We start from the raw sequence: 22,421 nt of genomic DNA, 5'->3' as shown, positions 1-22,421 counted from the left end.
CCCCCCCCCCCCCCCCCCCCCCCCCCCCCCCCCCCCCCCCCCCCCCCCCCCCCCCCCCGCTCCTACCCGGGGGCCGGGTTGTGCGATCCTGTGGGATGGATTCAGGGAGTACCGAAATGTATCTGTGGACCAAGACTTTCCACCTGCTGTTCGTCATGGCCTGGATGGCCGCGGTGTTCTACCTGCCGCGCATCCTGGTGAACCTGGCCGAGGCCGGCGAGTCGGCCGAGGTGCGCGCGCGTCTGGTGCTGATGGGGCAGCGGCTGTACCGCTTCGGGCACATCATGTTCGGGCTGGCAGTGGTGCTGGGGCTGGTGTTGTGGATGGGATTCGGCGTCGTGGGCGGCTGGCTGCACGCCAAGCTGCTGCTGGTGGCGCTGATGCTTGCGCACTACATCGTGGCCGGGCGCTGGCTGAAGCGCGCTGGCGCGGGCGCGGAACTGTCCACAAGCGGCAAGCTGCGCCTGTTCAACGAGATCCCGGTGTTCCTGCTGCTGGCCATCATCTGGCTGGTGCTGGCCAAGCCGTTCTAGGAAACGGCCGGCGCCGTACGCCGCTGCTGTCCTGATTTTCCCTGCGCCGGCGTGTATGGGGGTGACATCCATTGCGGATGCCGCCCACGGGCCGGCATGCCGCGCATCAGTGGCATTGGGCCGACGGTTTCGGCGAGGAAAATCGATGGACTTCAACATTGGACGCGTCATCAGCCTGCTGCTGCGCACTTTGCCGTTTCTTGTGCTGCGCTTGCTGGTCTACATGGCGATCACCCTTGCGTACATCGTTGTCACCGGTATCGGGGTCGGGGCGGGCTGGCTGTTCGGCAGCGCCGCCAGCACCGGGGCGACTGGCGCGCTGTGGGGCGGCATGGCCGGCTTTGCGCTGACCAGCGGCGTGCTGTTCTGGGCCCGCGAGTACCTTCTCTACATGGTCAAGGCCGGGCACGTGGCAGTGCTGGCGCAGCTGCTGGATGGCAAGGAGATTCCGGGCGGTCGCGGGCAGATCGATTACGCCCGCACCGTGGTGAAGGAACGCTTCGTGGAAAGCTCGGTGCTGTTCGCCGTTGACCGGCTTATCGTTGGCATCCTGCGCGTGTTCAACCGCGTGACCATGCGCGCCGCCAGTCTGTTGCCCATCCCGGGGCTGGAGCCGGTGGTGAAGCTGGCCAACGCGGTCATCAGCACCTCGCTGACCTACGTTGACGAGGTCATCCTGGCCCATAACGTGCGTACTGCATCGGACAATCCCTGGGCCTCCAGCCGCGACGCGCTGGTGCTGTATGCGCAGAACTACAAGACCATGCTGAAGAACGCGGTGATCGTGACGTTCATCGTGTGGGGCCTGACGCTGGCCATTTTCGTCGTGGTGTTTGCGCCGGTGGCGGCGCTGGTTGCGCTGTTCCCGGGCATGGCAGGGTTCTGGACGTTCGTGCTGGCGGCCGTGGTCGCATGGGGGTTGAAAGCGGCGCTGGTTGATCCCTTCGCCATGACTGCGCTGATGCAGGTGTATTTCAAGACCACCACCAACCAGGTGCCGGACCCGGAGTGGAGCGCCAAGCTGGAGAAGATGTCTGGCAAGTTCCGCCAGCTCAAGGACAAGGCTGCCGCGGCGCTGCCGGGCGCCGCGGCGACCACCGTTACCGTTCCGGTCGCGCTTCAGCCTGCAAGTGAAGAAGCGTCCGCCTGAAGGTCCCGCAGGGCCGCGGATCTGGAGGCCTCCTTGCCCCTCGCATGGAGCTCCGGCCGGCATCCGGGCAACCTGATCGGCTAACCTTTCAGGTTGATCCTTCCACAGAGTATTGCCATGCCTTCCTTCGATATCGTTTCCGAAGTGGATTCCCACGAGCTGACCAACGCCGTGGACCAGGCCAATCGCGAGCTGTCCAACCGGTTCGACTTCAAGAACGTGGATGCCACGTTCGAACTCGAGGGCGAGGTGATCACCCAGTCGGCGCCCAGTGATTTCCAGCTCCAGCAGATGTCCGACATCCTGCGTGCGCGGCTGGCCGCCCGGGGCATCGATGTGCGCTGCCTGGAGTTCGACGAGGTGGAAACCAACCTGGCCCGCGCCCGGCAGAAGGTCAGCGTCAAGCAGGGCATCGGCCGCGAGCTGGCCAAGAAGATCCAGGCCAGCATGAAGACCGCCAAGCTGAAGGTGGACAGCCAGATCAACGGCGACAAGCTGCGGGTCAACGGCAAGAAGCGCGATGACCTGCAGGCGGCCATTGCGCTGCTGCGCGGCGAGGAATTCGAGCTGCCGCTGCAGTTCGAGAACTTCCGCGACTGAGTCAGCCGTACCCGCCCGGTGTCCTGTTTGGGCGGCGGGCAGCGTGCATGGGTTCATCGGCGCCCCATGGTGGGGCTGCCTGTATTCCACGGAGTGGCGTGCATGCGTTCAAGCATGTCTGTAGCTGTAATCCTGCTGGCACTGGTGCTGTCCGGCTGCGCCACGATGACCCAGAACGAATGCCTGAGCGGCAGCTGGCTGCGTGTCGGCTACCAGGACGGCGCCGCCGGGCATCCGCCTTCGCGCCTGGGCAATCACGAGGCCGCCTGCGCCGCACACGGCGTGGGAGTTGATGCACAGGCCTATTTCGACGGCCGCGAACGCGGCCTGCTGGAATACTGCACGCCCTATGGCGGCTTCACCGCCGGGCGCAACGGCCGTAATTACCACGGCGTCTGCGCGTATGAGATCGAGGGCGGATTCCTGACCGGCTATGCCGACGGCCGCCATGTGCACGATGCCGATCAGCTCGCCTCCCGGGCCCGCTCGGACGTCAGCACGCGGGAAAACAGGATCCGCCGCCTACGTCGGGATATCGACCGTGCACGCGAGCGCCTGGACGGGGAGAGCGGTGACAACCGCAAGGTGCTGGTTGACGAGCTGCAGTCCCTGCGGAGCGACCTGCGCTATGCCGAGCGCGATCTGGACCTCGCCCGGCGCGAGCGTGAGATGGCCGAACGCGAGCTGCAGCGGGTTCTGTACCTGCTTGAGCCGCGGTATCGCGGCGGCTGGTGAAAGAGATAGCCCAGCGCATGTAGGACAAAGGCGAAGTCGGCCTTCGATTTGGGTGCCAGCACCCCCGCCGGCGCGAAGCGCTCATCGTTGATCAGGGTCGAGTCGTCGGATTCAACCCATTTCACCGAAGTACGGGGGGTTGGAGACGATGGCGTCGAAGGGCTTGTCCTCGCCAAAGTGCGGTTCGGTCAGGGTGTTGCCCAGCTGGATGTTGAACTTGACGTAGTTGAGGACTTATTGTTTGAAGTCCCAGCCATCGACTGCGCCGCGCACCTCGTTGGCGATCTGCCAGATCTGGCGATTTGTCACGCGGCTTCGCGCGCGTGGCGCGCTCCTACACGGGGTGCTTGGGCGTGATTCCGTTGGTGAGGCGGTGGACGTCGTGGGTGGCAACGCCGATGTCGCGGTCCGGCAGGTCGAAGAATTCCGGGTGATCCAGGGTCAGGGCCATGTCGCGCAGGCCGCTCTCCCAGTGCTCGCGCAGCGGGATCCGGCCGAAGGCGTGGTCCTTGTGCTGTTGCTCGTGCGATTTGGCCTGGTAGATGAGATGGATGACGTTGAAGACGCGGTTGTCCAGGTAGGGTGCGAACACGTCGGCCAAGTGCGGCGGCAGCTTGCGGTCAGGCAGGTGGGTGATCAACTCGTTGAGCGCGGCGCGCAGGTTCTGCCCCAGTTCCACCATGCGGGTGCCGTGGCGTGTGCGGCTGGAGAAGCGGATGTCCTTGATCCGCTCAAGCACGTCGGGCAGGGAGCGCGGGAGCGCGCCGCGCGCGCTGAAAAGGTCCACCTGCAGGGCGAGGGTGTCCCCGTCCGGATGGCGGTCGAGGATGAATTCAAGCGGGGTGTTGGACACGATGCCGCCGTCCCAGTACGACTCGCCGTCGATTTCCACCGCGGGAAACGCGGGCGGCAGGGCGCCCGAGGCGAGGATGTGCTCGACCCGGATGACGTCGCGGTCGCTGTCGAAGTAGCGGAAGTTGCCTGTGGTGATGCCAGTGGCGCCCACGGTCAGGCGCACGCTGTGGTCGTTGTTGATGCGGTCGAAGTCCACGAACCGCTCCAAGGTGCGGCGCAGCGGTTCAGTGTCGTAGAAGCTGGTGGCCTGGGGGCTGCCGTCGTTGAACAGGAACGGCGAGAACATGCGCGGCTCGAAGAACCCGCGCTGGCCCTGCAGAATCGCCCCCATGGCGCTCTGGTTACGGGCCCACGCCAGCAGGTTTTCGTCGTCCGGAAACGCGGCCACGGTGCCGCGCACGGCGGCTGACAGGGCTGAGAGCGGACCGGCGGGCTCGGCGATCAGGTTCCAGAATTCACGCAGCCTGGCAACGCGCTCCTCCGGCGGGTTGCCGGCAAGGATCGCGCCGTTGATCGCGCCGATCGAAGTGCCGGCGAACCAGTTCGGCCGGATCCCCGCTTCGTGCAGCTCCTGGTACACGCCGCACTGGTAGCCGCCCAGCGCGCCGCCACCCTGCAGGACCAGGGCCACGGTGGGGTAGCGCTCGACCCGTTCGCAGATCTCTGCCAGACGGGGGTTCATTGCATGAACCAGCCGTGGCTGACCACGATGCTCTGGCCGGTCAGGGCGTTGGTCTCGAACGCCGCCAGGGTCAGCGCCATGTTGGCCACGTCGTCGACGGTGGTGAATTCACCGTCCACGGTGTCCTTGAGCATGATGTCCTTGACCACCGCTTCCTCGCTGATGCCGAACTCCTTCGCCTGCTCCGGGATCTGCTTGTCCACCAGTGGCGTACGCACGAAGCCCGGACAGATGACGTTGGCGCGCACGCCGTAGGCGGCGGCCTCTTTGGCCACCGTGCGGCACAGGCCCAGCAGGCCGTGCTTGGCGGTGACGTAGGGCGCCTTCAGCTGGGAAGCCAGATGCGAGTGCACCGAGCCCATGTAGATGATCGCGCCGCCTTCGCCGCGCTTTTCCATGTTGCGCAGGCATTCGCGGCTGGTGAGGAAGGCGCCGTCCAGATGGATGGCGAGCATCTTCTTCCAGTCGGCCAGGCTGAAGTCGGTGATCTTGTTGACGATCTGGATGCCGGCGTTGGACACCAGCACGTCCACCCGGCCCCATTCGGCGACCACCTTGGCCACGCCGTCGACCACCTGCTGCTCGTCGGTGACGTCCATGGCCACGGCCATGGCCTGGCCGCCACCGGCGCGGATCGCCTGGGCGGCGAATTCCGCGGCCTCAAGCTTGAGGTCGGCGATGGCCACGCGGCCGCCGGCCTTGGCATAGACCTCGGCGATGCGCTTGCCGATGCCGCTGGCCGCGCCGGTGACGATGCAGACCTTGCCGTCGAGTCGGTTCATGGGGCGTGCTCCGCTGTTCTGTGACTGCCGGGAGCATACCGGTCGCAGTCGGCCGGATCTGTTGCACCAATGGCCAACCCGGGCCGCCCCCCTGTAGGAGCGCGCCACGCGCGCGAAGCCGCGTGACATCGGGCCTTGCGTCGAGGCACCGGATCCAATGCGGGTACCGAAGCCCCGAGCCTGGACATGATTCACATGGTTTCGCGCGCGTGGCGCGCTCCTACGGGGTGCAGTCAGGGCATGAAGTTGGCGGGGTGGGGCAGCTCCACGGGCACGCCGTCGGCGTTGCACAGGCCCGCGTCGCACAGGCGCTGGCGCAGGCGCGGGTTGGACTGGACCATGAAGTGGAACAGCACGTGTTGCTCCACGTTGCCGCGCACGGCGTGGGAACCGGGTCCGCGTGCCCAGACGCCGACGTCGTCGCCGCCGTGGGTTTCGCTGGCCAGTGGCACGGTCACTTCCTGCAGGTAGTCGCGGTGGGCGGTGTCCACGGCGGTCAGGTCCGGCCGGCCGCTGGCGCGCTGGTAGCCGGGTCCGGAGTGCGGATGGGCCTTGGGGCCCTCGGGTTGGGCGCTGCTGGCACCCACATACCCCGGACCATTGGCGTAGCCCAGGGTGGTATAGGGCAGTCCGGTGGCGTCAGGTGTGTAGCCCGCGTCGCTGCCCGGATCGGTACTGACCTTGCCCAGGATCGGGTTGCCGCGCGCCGGGTAGCCGGCGAAAGTCAGGGTATGGGCGTGGTCGGCGGTCACCAGGACCAAGGTGTCGGCCTCGTCGGTCATCCCGGCGGCTACCTGCACGGCGTCGGCCATGGCCACGGTGTCGACCAGGGCGCGGTGGGCGTTGCCGGAATGGTGGGCGTGGTCGATTCGGCCGGCTTCCACCAGCAGCACGTAGCCTTCGCCGGTGCCCTGCAGGCGGCTGATCGCCTCGCGGGTGAGTTCGGCCAGGCTGGGCTCGTCCGGGTCCTGCTCGCCGCGATCGGCTTCGAAATGCAGGTGGTCATATTCGAACAGGCCCAGGATCGGCCCCTGGCCGCCGGCGGCCTGCATCTGCTCGCGGTTCCACACGAAGGCCCCGCCGGGGTTGCGCTCCTGCCATTCACTGATCAGGTTGCGGCCATCGGTGCGGCGACCGGTGCGGTCCCGTTCCGGGTCCTGTGCGTCCTGCGGCAGGAAGTGCTGGCGACCGCCGCCGAAGATCACCTGCGGACCGTTGCCGAAGGGGTTTTCCAGCAGCTGGGCGGCAATATCGGTGCAGCCCAGTTCGCGGGCCGCGGCCGGCACCTGGGCGTCGTTTTCCCAGTTGCGGTCGGGAGAGCGGGCGAAGGTCGCCGCCGGGGTGGCGTGGGTGATGCGGGTGGTGGTGACGATGCCGGTGGCCATGCCGGCGCTCTGGGCCAGCTCCAGCACGCTGAGCAGGCCGCGCTCGGCGTAGGCGCTGCAGTCGCCGCGCGGGCGGGTCTGGTCGACGTTGATCACCCCGGCGCGGGTCTTCACTCCGGTGGCCATCGCGGTCATGGTGCCGGCCGAATCCGGGGTCTGCATATCGGTGTTGTAGGTGCGCGCCAGCGCCGTGTGCGGGAAGTCCTCCCAGCTCAGCCGGTATTCCTCGCCGGCGCCGCCGTCGCCCTGGCCGGCAAGGATGCGGGCGGCGGCCACCGTGGTCAGGCTCATGCCGTCGCCCACGAACAGGATCACGTTCCGGGCGTTGCCCTCCATCGCGCCGCGTTCCGCCGCCGCGGCCGCGCCGCTCTGGAACCACCACTGCGGGGTTTCGCCCTCGGGCCGCTCGATCAGCGGCACCTCGATGGGGGCGACGTTGGTGGCCGGGGCTGGGAGGGGAGCCTGATCACGCACGGGCGTGGCGCAGGCGGTGAGCAGGGTGGCAAGGCAACACAGGGCAGGAATGCGCATCGATCTCGGGGGACGGGGAGTGTGGAACACCCATTATGCCGTCGCTGGTGCGCTGCTGTGTTGCAGTAAAACGACCGCGCCGGGGTGCCGCGCTGGGTTAAGGTCTCCTGTTCCCTGTATAGACGACGGTGGCCCATGGTGGTCTGGTGGTTCCGAATTCCCTTCTGGCAGCGCGTGGCTGCGGGCTTCGTGCTGGGCGCCCTGGCGGGCTGGCTGATGGGCCCCGCCGCCGGGACCTGGCTGCAGCCGCTGGGCACCCTGTACATCAACCTGATCCGCATGATCGCCGTGCCGCTGGTGTTCTTCGCCGTGGTCAATGCGGTCTCGGCGCTGCACGGGCAGCAGCGGATGGCCCAGCTGGGCGGACGCACCTTCGGATGGTTCGCGGCGACCGCCGTGCTGGCGGTGGGCGTGGCGTTCGCGGTCGCGTACGTGGCCAATCCCGGCCAGGGCGTGGACCTGCTGCCGCCCTCGGACTTCGTGCCACGTGATGTGCCCACGCCGGTGCAGGTGGTCCTGGACATCGTGCCGACCAACCCGTTCGCGGCGCTGGCCGAGGGCCGGATCCTGCAGGTGATCTTCTTCGCCGGACTGCTCGGCTTTGCGCTGGTCAAGCTGGGCGACCGCACCGAGGGGCTGCGCAACATCGTCGGCCAGGCCAGCGAAGCGATGATCCAGGTCACCCGCTTCGTGCTGGAAGTCACCCCGATCGGCACCTTCGGCCTGATCGGAGCCCTGGTGGGCACCTACGGCTTCGAACAGCTGCTGCCGCTGGGCAACTTCGTGATCGCGATCTACGTCGCCTGCGCGCTGCACATCGTGTTCGTCTACGGCGGCCTGCTGTTGGCCCACGGGCTGAATCCGGTGAAATTCTTCCGCGGCGCCGCGCCGGGCATGCAGGTGGCCTTCGCCAGCTCGTCCAGCTTCGCCTCGCTGCCGGTGGCGCTGCGCAGCGTCACCCACAACCTGGGGGTGGACAAGGATTACGCCGCGTTCGCGGTGCCGCTGGGCGCGAGCATCAAGATGGACGGGTGCGGCGCGATCTTCCCGGCGATGGCGGCGGTGTTCGCCGCGCAGTATTACGGCATTGAACTGAGTGCCGCGCAGTACATCGTGATCCTGCTGGCCTCGGTGCTGGGCAGCTTCGGCACCGCCGGTGTACCCGGTACGGCGGTGGTGATGGCCACGGTGGTGCTCAGCGCCGCCGGGCTGCCGCTGGAGGTACTGGGCATCCTGCTGGCGATCGACCGGATCCTGGACATGATGCGCACCATGACCAACGTGACCGGGCAGATGCTGGTGCCGGTGCTGGTGGCCAAGGAAACCGGGCTGCTTGACCGTGAGGCCTACGAGCGCGCCTCGAGCAACGTCGGCATGGAAGAGGTCACCGAAACCAGATAGTGGGCGTCGCGGCCGGCGCGCGGTTGGCCGCGCGCTATTGCGCCGCCTGCCAACGCCGCACCAGCAGTCCCACCTCGCCGACGATGGCGGTCAGCAGGATCAGCGAGTTGGTGACGATGAATACCCAGTTGTCCAGCATCCAGCTGTAGATGATGAAGCCGGTGGACGCTGCCATCTGGCCCAGGAACAGCCAGCGCGACACGCCCTTGGCGTCCTTGTCCTTCCACTGGGTAATGATCTGGCGGGTGAGGGTGGCCAGCAGGATGGCCGAAGCCGCCCAGCCGACGATATCGGGATTCACGGGTTGACCTGCCTTTTCCGGGCTGTGGGGCCGCGATATTCCGGTAATGCCGGTCCGCATCAGGTGAACCGGCCCCAGGCGGCGCCAACGCGGCTGTCACCCGCGCGGTGATTACATCGGGCTCCAACCCCCATCCGGAGCGAACGATGACCGATCCCCGTGAACTCGAAGAGAAATTCTGGAAGGTCCTGGAGGACGACCGCACCGTCATGCTCGGGCTGGACGGCCAGGAAGATGGCCACGCCCGACCGATGACCGCCCAGTGCGAGGAGCGCCGCTCTCCGATCTGGTTCTTCACCTCGGTCGACAACATGCTGGTGCAGCAGTTGGGGCAGGGCGGCGGCCGGGCCATCGCCGGCTTCGCATCCAAGGGCCACGACCTGTTTGCCAGCATCCGCGGCAACCTGCGCGTGGATACCGACCGGGCCGTGGTGGAGCGGCTGTGGAACCCCTTCGTGGCCGCCTGGTATGAAGGCAAGGACGATCCGAAGCTGTGCCTGCTGCGGCTGGATGCCGAGGACGCCGAGGTGTGGACGGATGCCAGCAGCATGCTGGCAGGGGTCAAGATGCTGCTCGGCATGGATCCCAAGAAGGACTACAGGGACAAGGTCGGCGAGGTGGACCTGCGCTGAGTACCGCTGCGGTGGCGCGGGACGATCTGGTGGTGCTGACGCCGGAGGGGCTGTACTGCCCGCCCGGCGACTTCCACATCGATCCCTGGCGGCCGGTGCCCCGCGCCGTGATTACCCACGGCCATGGCGATCACGCACGCGGCGGCATGGGCTGCTATTACGTCGCAGAGGAAGGTCTGCCGATACTTGAGTGGCGGCTGGGCGAGCAGGACTACCGGGTGCATGCGCTGGGCGAGCGGGTACGCATCGGTGGAGCGGTGATGTCATTCCATCCGGCCGGACACGTGCTGGGCTCGACCCAGGTGCGGATCGAGGCCGGCGGCGAGGTGTGGGTGGCCTCGGGTGACTACAAGCGCGATCCCGACCCCACCTGCCTGCCGTTCGAGGTGGTGCCCTGCGATGTGTTCATCACCGAATCCACCTTCGGACTGCCGATCTACCGCTGGCCGCCGGCTTCGGAGGTGGCAGCGGAGATCGAGGCCTGGCGGGCGGAGTGCGAGGCCAACGGCGAGGTCGCCATCCTCTATTCCTACGCGCTGGGCAAGGCGCAGCGGGTGCTGGCCGAACTGGCCGCGCACACGGACCGTCCGGCCTGGCTGCACGGCGCCATCGATGCCGGGGTGCAGGTGTACCGCGAGGCCGGGGTGCAGATGCTCGATACCCTGCGGGTTGCCGATGAGGCCCGCGGCGCGGACTTCGCCGGCCGGCTGGTGATCGCACCGCCCTCGGCGGCCGGCAGTCCGTGGATCCGGCGCTTCCGCCGGGCCCAGCAGGGTTTTGCGTCGGGCTGGATGCGCATCCGCGGCAACCGCAGGCGGCGCAACTATGACCGTGGTTTTGTGGTTTCCGACCACGCCGACTGGCCGGCGCTGCTGCGCACGGTGGAGGAAACCGGGGCGCGCCGGGTCATTGCCACCCACGGAGATACCGACGCGCTGGTGCGCGTGCTCAACGAGCGCGGCATCGACACGGGCACGTTTGCCACCGGGTACGGCGAGGAGGATTGATGCGCCGCTTCGCCGCCCTCTATGAACGCCTTGACCGCAGCACCGGCACCACCGACAAGCGGCGCGCGCTGATCGATTACTTCCGTGACGCGCCGCCGCGCGATGCCGCCTGGGGCCTGTGGCTGCTGGCGGGAGGCAAGGTGGGCGGCGCACGGAAGAAGATTGCCGGCACCGGGGAGCTTCGCGCCTGGATCGGTGAGGAAACCGGCACCCCGGACTGGCTGGTGGAAGCCTGCCACCACCAGGTGGGTGACCTGGCGGAAACCCTGGCCCTGCTGCTTGACGATCCTCCCGGTGACGCGGTTGCCGACGTCGGGCTGGCGGGCTGGATCGAGCAGCGGCTGACCCCGGTGGCAAATGCCGATCCTGACGTGCGCCGCACGGTGGTGGTGGGTGCCTGGTGCCGCCTGGCCTTCCGCGAACGGCTGGTTTTCAACAAGCTGCTCACCGGCGCGCTGCGGGTGGGCGTGTCGCAGGGGCTGGTGCAGCGGGCGCTGGCGGAAATGTCCGGCGTGGATATCGCGCTGATTGCCCAGCGCATGCTCGGGCACTGGACCCCCAGCGAGGCATTCCTGCAGGGCCTGCTTTCGCCGCAGGCACAGGCGGGCGACGCCGCGCTGCCGTATCCGTTCTTCCTTGCCTCGCCGCTGGAAGGCGGGCCGGAGGCGCTGGGGGCAATCGACGACTGGCTGCTGGAGTGGAAGTGGGACGGAATCCGCCTGCAGCTGATCCGCCGCAGCGGCGAGGTGGCGCTGTGGTCGCGCGGGGAGGAACGGATGGACGGGCGCTTTCCCGAAATCGAGGCCGCAGCTGAGCTGCTGCCGCGCGACTGCGTGATCGACGGGGAGTTGCTGGCTTGGCAGCCGGGCGAGGCCATGCCCATGCCCTTCAGCGCCCTGCAGACCCGTATCCAGCGGTTGAAGCCGGGGCCGAAATCGCTGGCAGCAGCGCCCGCGCGCGTATTGGCCTATGACCTGCTGGAGCTGGAAGGCGAGGACCTGCGTGCGCGGCCACTGCGAGAGCGGCGGTCAATGCTGGCGGAACTGGTCGGCACACAACTGGCACCCGACGGGGAAGACACTCCACGCATCGTCCTTTCGCCCGTCGTCGAGACATCCAGCTGGGAACGTGCCGCCGAGCTGCGGGAAGGTTCGCGCGAGCTGGGCGTGGAAGGCCTGATGCTCAAACGCATCGATTCGCCCTACCGCCACGGCAGGAAGCGCGGTGACTGGTGGAAGTGGAAGGTGGATCCGCTCACCATCGACGCGGTGCTGATCTACGCTCAGTCCGGCAGCGGTCGGCGCAGCACGCTGTTCACCGATTACACCTTCGGCCTGTGGGACGGCGATGTGCTGGTGCCGGTGGCCAAGGCCTACTCAGGCCTGGATGACGCCGAGATCTTGCGTCTGGATCGCTGGATCCGGGCGAACACCCTGGAGCGTTTCGGGCCGGTGCGCGCGGTGCAGCAGGTGCACGTGTTCGAGCTGGGATTCGAGGGCGTGAACGTTTCCAAACGGCACAAATCCGGCATCGCCGTGCGCTTCCCGCGCATCCTGCGCTGGCGCGAGGACAAGCAGGCCGGCGAGGCCGACCGTCTGGAAGCGCTGCAGGCACTGGCGCGGTGAAGGTCCCGGGCGAGGAGGGCGCCACTGGAACAGCGGGGAAGACACGATCAACCGCTGGTGGAACGCCGCCACGACGGTGCGGCCGGGCCGAGGCGCCGCTTGCAGACTGGTTTGCCGCCCAGGGTTGGCGCCCTGCGCCGTTCCAGCGTAAGGCGTGGCGCCACTACCTGCGCGGCGAGTCCGGCCTGCTGGTCACGCCGACCGGCAGCGGCAAGACCCTGGCCGCGGCCGGCGGGCCGCTGCTGGAAGCGCTGCGCCTGGGTGATAAACCGGCCCCCAAGCGGACGCCGGCAAACGCGCCGCCGCGCCTGCGCCTGCTGTGGATCACCCCGCTGCGGGCGCTGGCTTCCGACACCACGCGCGCGCTGCGCGAGCCGATCGAAGCGCTCGGCGTGCCCTGGACCGTGGCCATGCGCACCGGCGATGCCGGCGCGCGTGACCGGCGACTGGCTCGGCGCGGCCTGGCCGACGTGCTGGTGACCACGCCCGAGTCGCTGTCATTGGCCCTTTCCTATCCCGATGCCGGTGGCATCTTTTCGGGCGTGCGCGGGGTGGTGGTGGACGAGTGGCACGAACTGCTTGGCAACAAGCGCGGCGTGCTGCTGCAGCTGGGCCTGGCGCGACTGCGGGCATTGGCGCCGGGCGCGCGCATCTGGGGGCTCTCGGCCACGCTCGGCAACCTGGAGGAAGCGCGCGACGTGCTGCTGCCGCACCGCCCGGACGCGCCGATTCTCACCGCGCCGCGGCGCAGGAAGATGACCCTGGAAACGCTGCTTCCCGGCAGCGACGAACGCTTTCCGTGGGCCGGGCATCTCGGCCTGTCGCAGCTCGAACGCGTCGCCGAGGTGCTGCAGCGCAGCGGCAGCAGCCTGCTGTTTACCAACACGCGCTCGCAGGCCGAGCTCTGGCATCGCGCGCTGCAGTCGGTCTGGCTGGCTGATCCGTCCACCCTGGCGCTGCACCACGGGTCCCTCGACGCCAGCCTGCGTGCCGCCGCCGAACAGGGGCTGCGCGATGGCAGCGTGCGTTGCGTGGTGGCCACTTCCAGCCTGGACCTGGGCGTTGATTTCCCCGCCGTCGACCAGGTGCTGCAGGTGGGCAGCCCCAAGGGCATGGTGCGGCTGCTGCAGCGCGGCGGCCGGGCCCGGCACCGCCCGGGCGAGGTGGGACACGTGGTGTGCGTGCCCACCCATGCCCTGGAGCTCGCGGAGTATGCGGCGGCGCGACGGGCGCTTGCAGCCGGCAGGATCGAATCGCGCGAGCCGCCGAGCCTGTCGCTGGATGTGCTGGCCCAGCACTGCGTGACCCTCGCCCTGGGTGGCGGCTTCGGGCCGGAGGCCCTGCTGGCCGAAGTGCGCGGCACCCACGCCTTTGCCGCTCTGCCTGATGCCGCTTGGCAAGCGGTGCTGGACTTCATCGTGCGCGGTGGCAACGCGCTGGAGTCCTACCCCGACTACCGGCGGGTGGTGCGTGACGAGGACGGCATCTATCGGGTACACGAGCGCCGCGTCGCCTTCCGCCACCGGCTGTCGATCGGCACCATCACCAGCGACGGCGGGGTGCAGGTGCGGTTCCTCAAGGGCGGGTACCTGGGCGTGGTGGAGGAAACTTTCGTCTCGCGCCTGCGTCCGCGCGACCGCTTCCAGTTCGCTGGCCGCACCCTGGAGCTGGTTCAACTCAAGGACATGACCGCGTACGTGCGCATCGCCCGCAAGGGCGAGGGCACCGTGCCGCGCTGGCAAGGCGGGCGGATGCCGCTTTCAAGCGAGCTGGGTCATGAGGTGGAGGCGATCCTCGCCCAGCCCGCCCGCAACCCGGAAATGCGGGCACTGGCGCCGCTGCTGAAACTGCAGGCCGGCATTTCCGCCTTGCCCACGCCGGAAACCCTGCTGGTGGAAGCGGTGAAGACCCGCCAGGGCTGGCACCTGTTTGTGTTCCCGTTCGCCGGGCGTGCGGTGCACGAAGGCCTGGCGCCGCTGCTGGCCCTGCGCTGGGCACGCGAAGCGCCGAACACCTTTTCCTGGGCGGTCAACGACTACGGCCTGGTGCTCACTGCCCAGGCGGAAGCCTGGCCGGAGCCGGAACTGCTTGCCCGCATGTTCGCCGGCGAGGGGCTGCTGGAAGACCTGCGTGCGAGCCTCAACCTGGGCGAGCTGGCACGTCGCCAGTTCCGCGAAATCGCCCGCGTGGCCGGGCTGTTGCCGCCCTCGCTGCCGGGGCGGGCGGCCCGCTCGCTGCGCCAGCTGCAGGCCTCCAGCGGCCTGCTGTTCGATGTGCTGCAGCGCCATGATCCCGACCACGTGCTGCTGGCCCAGGCCGAGCGTGAAGTGTTGGAGTCGCAGCTTGAGGTCCGCCGCCTCGCCGAGGCGCTGGAGCGTTGCCGCGCGCGCCGACTCGATCTGCGCCGCCCGCGCGGACTTACCCCGCTGGCGTTCCCGCTGTGGGCCGAATCGGTCCGTGGCCAGCTCAGCACCGAGGACTGGCGCACCCGCGTGCGCCGCGCCGCCGAGCAGCTGGAGGAACGGCATGGATGAGCAGGCGGGAAGCGTGATTGATCTGGTCATCGCGGGAGAGGCGATGCGCCTGTTCGCCGACCGTGCGCTGTACTGGCCGGCTCGCTGCCGGCTGCTGATCGCCGACCTGCACCTGGGCAAAGGCGACATCCTGCGCGCGGCGGGCATTCCGGTGCCCAGCGGCGGCACCGGGCATGACCTGATGCGGCTGGGCGCGCTGTTGCAGGCGACCGGCGCCAGCGAACTCTGGGTATTGGGCGATTTCCTCCACGGAGCGAGGCAGCCGCGGGTGGAGGCTGCATGGCGCGCCTTCGTTTCCACGCATCCGGGCTGTACCTGCAGCGTGATCGCCGGCAATCATGATCGCGCCCTGGTGCCCGACGCTGCCGGGGTGGTGCACCTGCCCGACGACGTGCGCGACGGGCCGTTCCGCTTCCGCCACATGCCGATCGATGCGCCTGGCGTCACCGATGGAGCCAAGGGCGAGGGCGGCGGCCCGGACCGTGAGCATGTCATCTGCGGCCATGTGCACCCGGTGGTGCGTCTTCCGGGCTTGCCCGGCAGGTACCCGGCGCTGGCGCTCGACCCTCACCAGAGCATCCTGCCCGCGTTCTCGACTTTCACCGGTGGCTGGCTGCTGGAGGGAAATCGCAGCTGGATCGCCTGTGCCCACGGAGAGCTGCTTGGACACATGGACGGGGCCTGGCGCGAGGGGGCGGGCCGCTGAGCTTGGCCGGACGCGGCCTGGTCAGGCGACCGCGGGCGCCGTCGCATGGCGCCGGCTGGTCCACCAGGCAAAGCCCGCGGCGGTGAAGAACATCAGCAGGCTGTAGACCGCGGCAGGTACCGACATGGTCGCGTTGCCCAGCACGTTGAGGGCGATGAAGATCGCCAGGGTGCCGTTGTGGATGCCGATCTCCATGGCGATGGCGATCGCCTGCGGCCGCGGCAGCTTCAGGGTGAGCGGCGCGGCATAGCCGACCCCCATGCTGACCAGGTTGAACAGCAGGCACGCCAGGCCGACCACCGCAAACCACGCCAGCAGGGTTTCCCAGGCCTGGGAAACCGCGGCCACGATCAACAGCGCCAGCACCAGCACCGAGAGGAACCGGATGGGCTTGGCCATGCGTGCTGCAAAGCCCGGCGCGAAGGCGCGTACGGTCATGCCAATGGCCACCGGCAGCACGATCAGCGCGGCCACCTCCACCACCTTGCTCACCGGCGGCGGCACGTACTGGCCGGCGCCGAGGAAGAACTCCAGTGACAGGTTGAGGATCACCGGCAGGGTGACCAGGCACAGCAGGCTGTTGATCGCGGTCAGGGTAATGTTGAGCGCCACGTCGCCGTGGGCGAGGTGGCTGTAGATGTTGGCGGTGGCGCCGCCCGGGGAGGCCGCCAGCAGCATCAGGCCGACCGCCAGCTCGGGCGGCAGCCGGAAGGCCAGCGCCAGTCCCAGGGCCACCCAGGGCAGTAGCCCGGTTTGCAGGAAAAGGCCGATCAGCACCGCGCGTGGATAGCGTGCGACGCGGCGGAAATCCTCCACCGTCAGGCCCAGCCCCAGTCCGAACATGATCACGCCCAGCGCCACTGGCAGCAGGACGTTGGTCAGCAGCGTGGCTTCCATGAACTCCGCACCTCCCCCGAGGACCGTTGGAGAATGGCGCGCCCGCCGCCCGGCCGCAACTGTCCACAAACGAACAGGCCATAAAAGAGCAGGCCGCCCGGAGGCGGCCTGATGTCATGCTGCTGTTGCCTGCACTGCTCAGTGCGTGGCGATGCGGCGCGCCTGCTTGAACTTGCCGGCCCAGTAGCCGCCATCCAGCGCCGAGACGGTGACGTCGCGGCCGGTGCGTGGAGCGTGCAGGAAACGGCCTTCGCCGATGTAGATGCCCACGTGGTCGATGCGGCCGCCGCGCAGGGCGAAGAACACCAGATCGCCTGCATCCAGCTGGGTGCGCTCCACCGGCTCGCCGGCGCGGGCCATGTCGCGCGAGACGCGAGGCAGATCAATCCCCAGGGTGGTCTTGAATACGTAGCTCACCAATCCGCTGCAGTCGAAGCCGCGTTCGGGCGAGGTACCGCCCCAGCGGTAGGGCGTGCCCAGAAGGGCCAGGCCGCGCTGCAACAGGCTCTGCTGCCGCACGGCGGTCTGCGGTGCGGGCGCCAGATCAATCTGCAGGTCCGCCGAAATCGTGATCAGCTGGTTCACGTCGGCGGCAAACAGCAGTTCGCGGCTGGCGGCAGGCAGCGGGTCAGACAGCTGCTGGCTGATCGAGGTCGAAATCGGGAAGCCATCCGCGCTGTCGGTTGCGAGCCCCGTGGCGGCAAACGCCGGCGCTGCACCGGCACAAAGCAGTGCGGAGAAGAGAAGGGTGACGGCCCGTTGACGAAGGCGGGAAGCGGAGGTTCGGGTGGCGGCTTGGCGGCCTTGACTTGGGTCTTCGATCGTCACGCGGCTTGATTCACATATGTCATGGAGGCGTGATGGTGCCGGAGGAAAGAGCCTGTCTTGTTAAATTCAAGTTAATGAGAGTGACGCGCGACACATCTTCACGCGGTTGATTCAGTGGGAATTGGCGGGAATGAACCCACTCCCCGCATTCAGGATCCGCCCAGGACTCGGCGGGAACCGGTGTAGTGATCACGCCAGTAATGACCGTCAAGATGATCGAGCCGCACGGTGCCGCCGCTGCTGGGTGCGTGGACGAAGCGGCCTTCCCCCACGTAGATGCCCACGTGGCTGACGCTGCCGCGGCTGCCGAAGAACACCAGGTCACCGGCAGCCAGCCGTTCGGGTGCGATGCGTGGCCCTTGCCAAGCGAACAGATCGCGCGTGGTGCGCGGCAGACGAAGGCCAAGCATGTCGCTGTAGACATAGTTGACCAGGCCGCTGCAGTCGAACCCGCCCTGGGGGGTGTTGCCGCCGTAGCGGTAGGGCGTGCCGACCAGTCCGATGGCGCGGATGGTGACTGCATTGGCGGCCGTCGGGTCGGAGGGGGACATCACCGGCCACTGGTTGCTTGATGCGCTGGACGGGGCCGGGGCAGCCGGGCGGCTCTGCTTGCCCCCGCAGCCGGCCATCACCGCAGCGGCGACGAGCACAAGGCAGGCCAGCTGCCAGCAACGCCGTGACGGTCGGGTTGGCGCGGCGCGGCCGCTGCCCGGATAATGCGTAGTACTCACGGCCGGCATCTTGGCCGAATCCACCTTCCAATAACAAGCGCGGCCACTGCCGCCACACCAGGTACCGTTGCCCATGAAGATCGAAAAGGACCGCGTTGTCCGCTTCCACTACACCGTTTCCGAGACTGGCCAGCCGCCGGTCGAGAGTTCCAGGGAGGGTGAGCCGCTGGCGATCCTGTTCGGGCACGGCAACATCATTCCGGGCCTGGAAAAGGCGATGGAAGGGCATGAAACGGGCGATACCTTCAGCGCCGACGTAGTGTCCGCCGACGCCTATGGCGAGCGCCGCCCGGATCTGACCCAGCGGGTGCCGAAGAAGCACTTCGGCAAGCAGCGCCTGGCCGCGGGTGAGCAGGTGGTACTGACCACCAACTTCGGTCCGCGCCCGGTGACGGTGCAGAAGGTGGGCATGAGCGTGGTGGACGTGGACCTGAACCACCCGATGGCCGGCAAGGACCTGACCTTCGAAATCGAGATCATCGAGGTGCGCGAAGCCGACGCGGCCGAGATCGAGCACGGTCACGTGCACGGCGACGGCGGTCACCAGCACTGACCTGCCGTGTTGCCCCGTCACCTGGTGCGTCGCATGCGCCGGGTGACGGGAGTTTGAGCGGGCCGGAGAGGGGGAGGCGGCCATGAACCGGTACTCGACGCCGTTTCAACCGACCGCCGCGGGTGAGCGGATCGAACTGCTTGATGCACTGCGCGCCGTCGCCCTGCTCGGCATCTTCCTGGTCAACCTGCCGTGGTTCACCAGGCCCTGGCAGGAGGTCGACCGCGGGATCCTGCCCGGACTGGAGGGTGTGGACTACGCGCTGGCCTGGGGCCTGCACGTATTCGTTGCGGGGAAGTTCTGGATCATGTTCTCGATCCTGTTCGGCGCCGGATTCGCGCTGATGGCCGGGCGCGCGCAGGCGGCCGGCGTGTCCAGCCGACCCTATGTGCGCCGCATGCTGGCGCTGCTTGCCTTGGGCGTGGCCCATGCCCTGCTGCTGTGGGTCGGGGACATCCTGCATACCTATGCCGTGGCCGGACTGCTGATGCTTGCCTTCCGTGACCTTGCCCCGCGCAGCCAGCTGATGGCGGGGCTGCTGATTTTTGCCGCCGGTGCGGCCCTGAACCTGCTTGTTGCGCTTGGCCTGATGGTGGCGCCGGACGACGTGCTCGCCGGGATGCGTGCGCAGGCCGCGGCCGAGAGCGCCTTGGGGCTCGAGGCGGCCGGCGTCTACGGCAACGGTGGATTCGCCGCTATCACCGCGCAGCGGCTGGCCGATTTTTCCACCCTGGTGGCCATGAACGTGCTGGTCGTACCGCTGGCCCTGGCCATGTTCCTGATTGGAAGCTGGCTGCTGCGTTCCGGCCTGCTGCGTGACGTGGCCGCGCACCAGCGTTTCTTTCTGCGTCTTGCGGCGTCTGGTTTGACGCTGGGGCTGGGCCTGACCCTGTGGTCGGCTTCCATAGAGGTCACCCATCCCCATGGAATGGTGGAATCGCGCGCCGTGTTCGCCGCCAGCCTGCACCAGCTCGCTGCGCTGCCGCTGTCGCTTGGCTACATCGCGCTGGCTGCGCTGGCATGGCAGTCACGCGGCGGCCAGCGGGTGCTGTCAGCGGTGGCGCCGGCCGGCCGCATGGCGCTGACCAATTACCTCGGCCAGTCCCTGTTGGCCTCGCTGGTGTTTTATGGCTACGGGTTGGCCCTGTGGGGTAGGGTCGATCCGGCCGGGCTGGTACTTCTGGCGCTGGTGGTGTTTGTGCTGCAGGTGCTCGCCAGCCGCTGGTGGCTGGGGCGCTACCGCTTTGGGCCGCTGGAATGGCTCTGGCGCTGGCTGACCTACGGCACGCGGCCGGTGCTGCGCAGGCAGTCTTCCGGCGCGTAAACTCCGCGCATGGATGCGACGGATGATGTGCTGGTCGTCGGCGGCGGGGTGATTGGCCTTGCCAGCGCGTTGGCGCTGCTTGAACAGGGGCGCCGCGTGCGCGTGCTGGACGCCGGCCGGGTGGGCGGCGGCAGCTCGCACGGCAACTGCGGCACCATCACGCCCAGCCACGCAGCGCCGCTGTCGGCCCCGGGTTCGGTGGCGATGGCCTTACGGTGGATGCTCACGCCGGACGCGCCCTTCTACCTGAAACCCCGCTTCGACCCGGCCCTGTGGAGATGGCTGCTCGGCTTTGCCCGACGCTGCAATCCGCGCGACTGGCGGCGCGGGGCCGAAGCCAGGCTCGCGATCCTGACCGCGGCGCGTGACGCGCTGCCCGAGTGGGTGGAGCGGTACGGGCTGGACTGCGAATACGAGCCGTCCGGCGTGGACTATGTGTTCCGCTCTGAAAAGGACGTGGCCGAATTTGGTGCCGAGCTGGCGCTGCTGGATGAGATAGGCGTGCCCTACGAGCGCATCAACGGCGCAGCGTATGTGCGCGACGAACCTGCGCTGCGCGACGGGGTGGTGCAGGTGGTGCGCTTTCCGGGCGATGCGCGCCTGCGTCCGGACCGCTACGTTGCCGGCCTGGCGCGTGCCGTGCGTGAGCGCGGCGGGATCATCGTGGAGCACTGCAGCGTCAGCGCGATCGATTCCGATGATGATGGCGTCATGGTGGGCAGTTCCGGCGGCAGCTTCCGCGGGCGCGAGCTGATCCTGGCCACCGGCGCCTGGCTGCCGCAGATGGCGCGCGCGCTGCGGCTGCGGGTGCCGGTGCAGCCGGGCAAGGGATATTCGATCACCTATTCGCGACCGGCCCTGGTGCCCAGGCGTCCACTGGTGTTGAGCGGGCCGAGCGTGTGCGTGAGCGCCTGGGACAGTGGCTTTCGCCTTGGCAGCACCATGGAGTTCTCCGGCTATGACACCAGCCTCAACCGGCGGCGACTGGATGCGCTTGAGCGCGGCGCCGCGCAATACCTGCACCAGCCGGTCGGCCCGGAGAAGCAGGAGGAGTGGTACGGCTGGCGGCCCCTGAGCGTGGACGACCTGCCGTTGCTGGGTCGGGCACCCGGGCATCGTCACCTCTGGCTGGCAACCGGCCACGGTATGCTCGGGGTCAGCATGAGCACCGCCACTGGCAGGCTGATGGCTGAACTGATCTGCGGGCTCGACCCACACCTGGACCCGGCGCCGTTCGACCCGGCGCGATTTTATGAATGACAAGAACGGTTTTGATTACGACCTGATCGTCGTCGGCGGCGGCTCTGGTGGCCTGGCCGGCGCCTTCCGCGCTGCCGAGCATGGCGCGCGCGTGGCGCTGGTGGAGCCGGGCGACCTCGGCGGCACCTGCGTCAACCTGGGCTGCGTGCCGAAGAAAGCCATGTGGCTGGCCGCGGACCTGGCGGCGAAGATCGACGTGGCGGCGCGGCTGGGCTTCAACGTGCCGCCCCGTGCCGAGCTGGACTGGCGCGAATTCATCGTGGACCGCCAGCGCTATATCTCCGGGATCCATGAGAGCTATCGCAAGCGGCTGGACGAGGCTGGGGTGAGCCTGGTGCCGCATCGCGGCGTGCTGGTGGACGCGCACGTGGTGGAAGCCGGGGGCGTGCAGCTGCGTGCGCCGCACGTGCTGCTGGCCACGGGCTCACATCCGGTCAAGCCGGAGGTGCCGGGCGCGGAATACGGCGGGGTGTCGGATGATTTCTTCGACTGGGACCGCGCGCCGGAGCGGGTGGCACTGTTTGGTGGTGGCTATATCAGCGTTGAGCTGGCCGGCATGCTGCAGGCGCTGGGCAGCCGGGCGGATGTGTTTGCGCGCGGCGGGCGATTGCTCAAGCAGATGGATGCGGAAGTGGTGGAGCAGCTGCAGGGCAACTACCGCCATCTGGGTGTAGGCCTGCATCTGGACTACGAGCTGCAGGAGATGCAGCGCGGTGACGACGGGCGTCTGGTGCTGGTGGACGAGTCGGGTGCGGCCAGCGGGCCGTATGACGAGGTGGTGTTCGCCATCGGCCGCAGAGCCAGCACCGCGGGCATCGGGCTGGAGCAGGCCGGAGTCGCCCTCGGTGAAAAGGGCGAGGTGCAGGTGGACGCTTACCAGAACACCAGCGCGGCCGGGATCTACGCAGTCGGTGATGTCACCGGACAGCTGACCCTGACGCCGGTGGCGATCGCCGCGGCGCGGCGGCTGATGGACCGGGTGTTCGGCGGCAGGGCGGATTCGAAGCTGGACTACAAAGATGTTCCGTTCGTGGTGTTTTCCCATCCGCCGCTTGGTGGCATCGGCCTGACCGAAAAGCAGGCGCGCGAGCAGCATGGTGATGCGGTCGAGGTGTATCGCAGCAGCTTCCGGCCGATGCTGCAGGCGCTGGCGGATACGCCACTGCGCAGCCTGTTCAAGCTGGTGTGCGTGGGGGAGGAGCGGCGTGTGGTGGGCATCCACGCGTTTGGTGAGGCGGCCGACGAGATCCTGCAGGGGTTTGCGGTGGCGCTGAAGCGTGGCATCACCCTGGATGACCTGCATGACACAGTGGCGATCCATCCGACCAGTGCTGAAGAGTTTGTGCTGATGCGGTGAGGTGGGGCGTCC

The 22,421-nt window shown here is 68.3% G+C and carries 23 protein-coding genes; 14 read left to right on the top strand and 9 right to left on the bottom strand.

The window, feature by feature from the left end; all coding sequences use genetic code 11:
* The first annotated feature begins 116 nt into the window (after window positions 1–116).
* The 4 genes from ACW7G2_RS12325 to ACW7G2_RS12310 all read left to right on the top strand — a co-directional run bounded on the left by ACW7G2_RS12325 (window position 117) and on the right by ACW7G2_RS12310 (window position 3,018).
* Window positions 117–533 carry a CopD family protein gene (locus ACW7G2_RS12325; protein ID WP_456976192.1) on the top strand — a complete coding sequence of 139 codons (417 nt, stop codon included), beginning with the start codon at window positions 117–119 and terminating at the stop codon, window positions 531–533.
* Between the two features lie 145 nt (window positions 534–678).
* Window positions 679–1,683 carry a hypothetical protein gene (locus ACW7G2_RS12320; RefSeq protein WP_456976190.1) on the top strand — a complete coding sequence of 335 codons (1,005 nt, stop codon included), beginning with the start codon at window positions 679–681 and terminating at the stop codon, window positions 1,681–1,683.
* Window positions 1,684–1,800: 117 nt separating this feature from the next.
* Window positions 1,801–2,283: a YajQ family cyclic di-GMP-binding protein gene (locus ACW7G2_RS12315; RefSeq protein ID WP_456976188.1), complete on the top strand. Its 483-nt coding sequence runs from the start codon at window positions 1,801–1,803 to the stop codon at window positions 2,281–2,283.
* Window positions 2,284–2,385: 102 nt separating this feature from the next.
* Window positions 2,386–3,018: a DUF2799 domain-containing protein gene (locus tag ACW7G2_RS12310; RefSeq protein ID WP_456976186.1), complete on the top strand. Its 633-nt coding sequence runs from the start codon at window positions 2,386–2,388 to the stop codon at window positions 3,016–3,018.
* Here ACW7G2_RS12310 and ACW7G2_RS12305 read toward each other — a convergent pair.
* The 5 genes from ACW7G2_RS12305 to ACW7G2_RS12285 all read right to left on the bottom strand — a co-directional run bounded on the left by ACW7G2_RS12305 (window position 2,910) and on the right by ACW7G2_RS12285 (window position 7,253).
* Window positions 2,910–3,143, bottom strand: a complete 234-nt coding sequence (locus ACW7G2_RS12305) for an N-6 DNA methylase (protein ID WP_456976184.1) — start codon at window positions 3,141–3,143, stop codon at window positions 2,910–2,912. The genes ACW7G2_RS12310 and ACW7G2_RS12305 overlap by 109 nt on opposite strands.
* Window positions 3,130–3,210 (bottom strand): hypothetical protein, encoded by an 81-nt coding sequence (locus ACW7G2_RS12300; RefSeq protein ID WP_456976204.1) that lies wholly within the window; start codon window positions 3,208–3,210, stop codon window positions 3,130–3,132. Before ACW7G2_RS12300 ends, ACW7G2_RS12305 begins: the two co-directional genes overlap by 14 nt.
* Before the next feature lie 142 nt (window positions 3,211–3,352).
* Entirely contained in the window at window positions 3,353–4,555 is a 1,203-nt protein-coding gene (locus tag ACW7G2_RS12295) for a patatin-like phospholipase family protein (protein WP_456976182.1), read from the bottom strand.
* Entirely contained in the window at window positions 4,552–5,337 is a 786-nt protein-coding gene (locus ACW7G2_RS12290; protein ID WP_456976180.1) for a 3-hydroxybutyrate dehydrogenase, read from the bottom strand. The genes ACW7G2_RS12295 and ACW7G2_RS12290 overlap by 4 nt, the downstream gene beginning before the upstream one ends.
* Before the next feature lie 233 nt (window positions 5,338–5,570).
* Entirely contained in the window at window positions 5,571–7,253 is a 1,683-nt protein-coding gene (locus tag ACW7G2_RS12285; protein WP_456976178.1) for an alkaline phosphatase, read from the bottom strand.
* A 135-nt stretch (window positions 7,254–7,388) separates the two neighbouring features.
* Between ACW7G2_RS12285 and ACW7G2_RS12280 the strand changes: the two genes are divergently transcribed.
* Window positions 7,389–8,654 (top strand): dicarboxylate/amino acid:cation symporter, encoded by a 1,266-nt coding sequence (locus ACW7G2_RS12280; protein WP_456976176.1) that lies wholly within the window; start codon window positions 7,389–7,391, stop codon window positions 8,652–8,654.
* Window positions 8,655–8,688: 34 nt separating this feature from the next.
* Here the strand turns inward: ACW7G2_RS12280 and ACW7G2_RS12275 are convergent, their stop codons facing one another.
* On the bottom strand, window positions 8,689–8,955 hold the full coding sequence (locus ACW7G2_RS12275; protein WP_456976174.1) for a hypothetical protein: 267 nt from the start codon (window positions 8,953–8,955) through the stop codon (window positions 8,689–8,691).
* Window positions 8,956–9,101: 146 nt separating this feature from the next.
* Here ACW7G2_RS12275 and ACW7G2_RS12270 point away from each other — a divergent pair, with 146 nt between their 5' ends.
* The 5 genes from ACW7G2_RS12270 to pdeM are packed head-to-tail and all read left to right on the top strand — an operon-like array spanning window position 9,102 to window position 15,459.
* Window positions 9,102–9,587, top strand: coding sequence for a pyridoxamine 5'-phosphate oxidase family protein (locus ACW7G2_RS12270; protein WP_456976172.1), 486 nt, complete (start codon window positions 9,102–9,104; stop codon window positions 9,585–9,587).
* 11 nt (window positions 9,588–9,598) lie between these two features.
* On the top strand, window positions 9,599–10,594 hold the full coding sequence (locus ACW7G2_RS12265) for a ligase-associated DNA damage response exonuclease (RefSeq protein ID WP_456976170.1): 996 nt from the start codon (window positions 9,599–9,601) through the stop codon (window positions 10,592–10,594).
* Entirely contained in the window at window positions 10,594–12,219 is a 1,626-nt protein-coding gene (locus ACW7G2_RS12260; RefSeq protein WP_456976168.1) for an ATP-dependent DNA ligase, read from the top strand. The genes ACW7G2_RS12265 and ACW7G2_RS12260 overlap by 1 nt, the downstream gene beginning before the upstream one ends.
* Window positions 12,216–14,753 carry a ligase-associated DNA damage response DEXH box helicase gene (locus ACW7G2_RS12255; protein ID WP_456976166.1) on the top strand — a complete coding sequence of 846 codons (2,538 nt, stop codon included), beginning with the start codon at window positions 12,216–12,218 and terminating at the stop codon, window positions 14,751–14,753. The genes ACW7G2_RS12260 and ACW7G2_RS12255 overlap by 4 nt, the downstream gene beginning before the upstream one ends.
* A complete protein-coding gene (gene pdeM, locus ACW7G2_RS12250) occupies window positions 14,746–15,459 on the top strand; it encodes a ligase-associated DNA damage response endonuclease PdeM (RefSeq protein ID WP_456976164.1) in 714 nt (237 codons plus the stop codon). Before ACW7G2_RS12255 ends, pdeM begins: the two co-directional genes overlap by 8 nt.
* A gap of 21 nt (window positions 15,460–15,480) precedes the next feature.
* On the opposite strand, the gene ACW7G2_RS12245 is transcribed toward pdeM, so the two are convergent.
* The 3 genes from ACW7G2_RS12245 to ACW7G2_RS12235 all read right to left on the bottom strand — a co-directional run bounded on the left by ACW7G2_RS12245 (window position 15,481) and on the right by ACW7G2_RS12235 (window position 17,813).
* Window positions 15,481–16,356, bottom strand: a complete 876-nt coding sequence (locus ACW7G2_RS12245) for a bile acid:sodium symporter family protein (RefSeq protein WP_456976162.1) — start codon at window positions 16,354–16,356, stop codon at window positions 15,481–15,483.
* 138 nt (window positions 16,357–16,494) lie between these two features.
* Window positions 16,495–17,184, bottom strand: coding sequence for a C40 family peptidase (locus ACW7G2_RS12240; protein WP_456976160.1), 690 nt, complete (start codon window positions 17,182–17,184; stop codon window positions 16,495–16,497).
* 149 nt (window positions 17,185–17,333) lie between these two features.
* Window positions 17,334–17,813, bottom strand: a complete 480-nt coding sequence (locus ACW7G2_RS12235) for a C40 family peptidase (protein ID WP_456976202.1) — start codon at window positions 17,811–17,813, stop codon at window positions 17,334–17,336.
* Between the two features lie 175 nt (window positions 17,814–17,988).
* Between ACW7G2_RS12235 and ACW7G2_RS12230 the strand changes: the two genes are divergently transcribed.
* From ACW7G2_RS12230 to gorA, 4 genes are all read left to right on the top strand, one after another.
* Window positions 17,989–18,468, top strand: coding sequence for an FKBP-type peptidyl-prolyl cis-trans isomerase (locus ACW7G2_RS12230; protein WP_456976158.1), 480 nt, complete (start codon window positions 17,989–17,991; stop codon window positions 18,466–18,468).
* Between the two features lie 82 nt (window positions 18,469–18,550).
* The gene (locus ACW7G2_RS12225; protein WP_456976156.1) at window positions 18,551–19,792 is read left to right on the top strand and encodes a DUF418 domain-containing protein; all 1,242 of its coding nucleotides are present in this window, start codon (window positions 18,551–18,553) and stop codon (window positions 19,790–19,792) included.
* A gap of 9 nt (window positions 19,793–19,801) precedes the next feature.
* Window positions 19,802–21,052, top strand: coding sequence for an NAD(P)/FAD-dependent oxidoreductase (locus tag ACW7G2_RS12220; protein ID WP_456976154.1), 1,251 nt, complete (start codon window positions 19,802–19,804; stop codon window positions 21,050–21,052).
* Window positions 21,045–22,409, top strand: a complete 1,365-nt coding sequence (gorA, locus tag ACW7G2_RS12215; RefSeq protein ID WP_456976152.1) for a glutathione-disulfide reductase — start codon at window positions 21,045–21,047, stop codon at window positions 22,407–22,409. The genes ACW7G2_RS12220 and gorA overlap by 8 nt, the downstream gene beginning before the upstream one ends.
* Window positions 22,410–22,421 lie beyond the last annotated feature (12 nt).

The organism is Luteimonas sp. A277 (assembly GCF_054052045.1).
Note: the sequence above shows the minus strand (reverse complement) of the source record. Positions and strands in the feature narration are given on the sequence as shown.

Excerpts from the sequence above, each read along its gene's own strand:
- ACW7G2_RS12325 (WP_456976192.1), top strand. The coding sequence starts at position 117 with ATGTATCTGTGGACCAAGACTTTCCACCTGCTGTTCGTCATGGCCTGG.
- ACW7G2_RS12280 (WP_456976176.1), top strand. The coding sequence starts at position 7,389 with ATGGTGGTCTGGTGGTTCCGAATTCCCTTCTGGCAGCGCGTGGCTGCG.
- ACW7G2_RS12225 (WP_456976156.1), top strand. The coding sequence starts at position 18,551 with ATGAACCGGTACTCGACGCCGTTTCAACCGACCGCCGCGGGTGAGCGG.
- ACW7G2_RS12260 (WP_456976168.1), top strand. The coding sequence starts at position 10,594 with ATGCGCCGCTTCGCCGCCCTCTATGAACGCCTTGACCGCAGCACCGGC.
- ACW7G2_RS12235 (WP_456976202.1), bottom strand. The coding sequence starts at position 17,813 with ATGGCCGGCTGCGGGGGCAAGCAGAGCCGCCCGGCTGCCCCGGCCCCG.
- ACW7G2_RS12230 (WP_456976158.1), top strand. The coding sequence starts at position 17,989 with ATGAAGATCGAAAAGGACCGCGTTGTCCGCTTCCACTACACCGTTTCC.
- pdeM (WP_456976164.1), top strand. The coding sequence starts at position 14,746 with ATGGATGAGCAGGCGGGAAGCGTGATTGATCTGGTCATCGCGGGAGAG.
- ACW7G2_RS12285 (WP_456976178.1), bottom strand. The coding sequence starts at position 7,253 with ATGCGCATTCCTGCCCTGTGTTGCCTTGCCACCCTGCTCACCGCCTGC.
- ACW7G2_RS12270 (WP_456976172.1), top strand. The coding sequence starts at position 9,102 with ATGACCGATCCCCGTGAACTCGAAGAGAAATTCTGGAAGGTCCTGGAG.
- ACW7G2_RS12290 (WP_456976180.1), bottom strand. The coding sequence starts at position 5,337 with ATGAACCGACTCGACGGCAAGGTCTGCATCGTCACCGGCGCGGCCAGC.
- ACW7G2_RS12315 (WP_456976188.1), top strand. The coding sequence starts at position 1,801 with ATGCCTTCCTTCGATATCGTTTCCGAAGTGGATTCCCACGAGCTGACC.
- ACW7G2_RS12310 (WP_456976186.1), top strand. The coding sequence starts at position 2,386 with ATGCGTTCAAGCATGTCTGTAGCTGTAATCCTGCTGGCACTGGTGCTG.
- ACW7G2_RS12245 (WP_456976162.1), bottom strand. The coding sequence starts at position 16,356 with ATGGAAGCCACGCTGCTGACCAACGTCCTGCTGCCAGTGGCGCTGGGC.
- ACW7G2_RS12295 (WP_456976182.1), bottom strand. The coding sequence starts at position 4,555 with ATGAACCCCCGTCTGGCAGAGATCTGCGAACGGGTCGAGCGCTACCCC.
- gorA (WP_456976152.1), top strand. The coding sequence starts at position 21,045 with ATGAATGACAAGAACGGTTTTGATTACGACCTGATCGTCGTCGGCGGC.
- ACW7G2_RS12320 (WP_456976190.1), top strand. The coding sequence starts at position 679 with ATGGACTTCAACATTGGACGCGTCATCAGCCTGCTGCTGCGCACTTTG.
- ACW7G2_RS12220 (WP_456976154.1), top strand. The coding sequence starts at position 19,802 with ATGGATGCGACGGATGATGTGCTGGTCGTCGGCGGCGGGGTGATTGGC.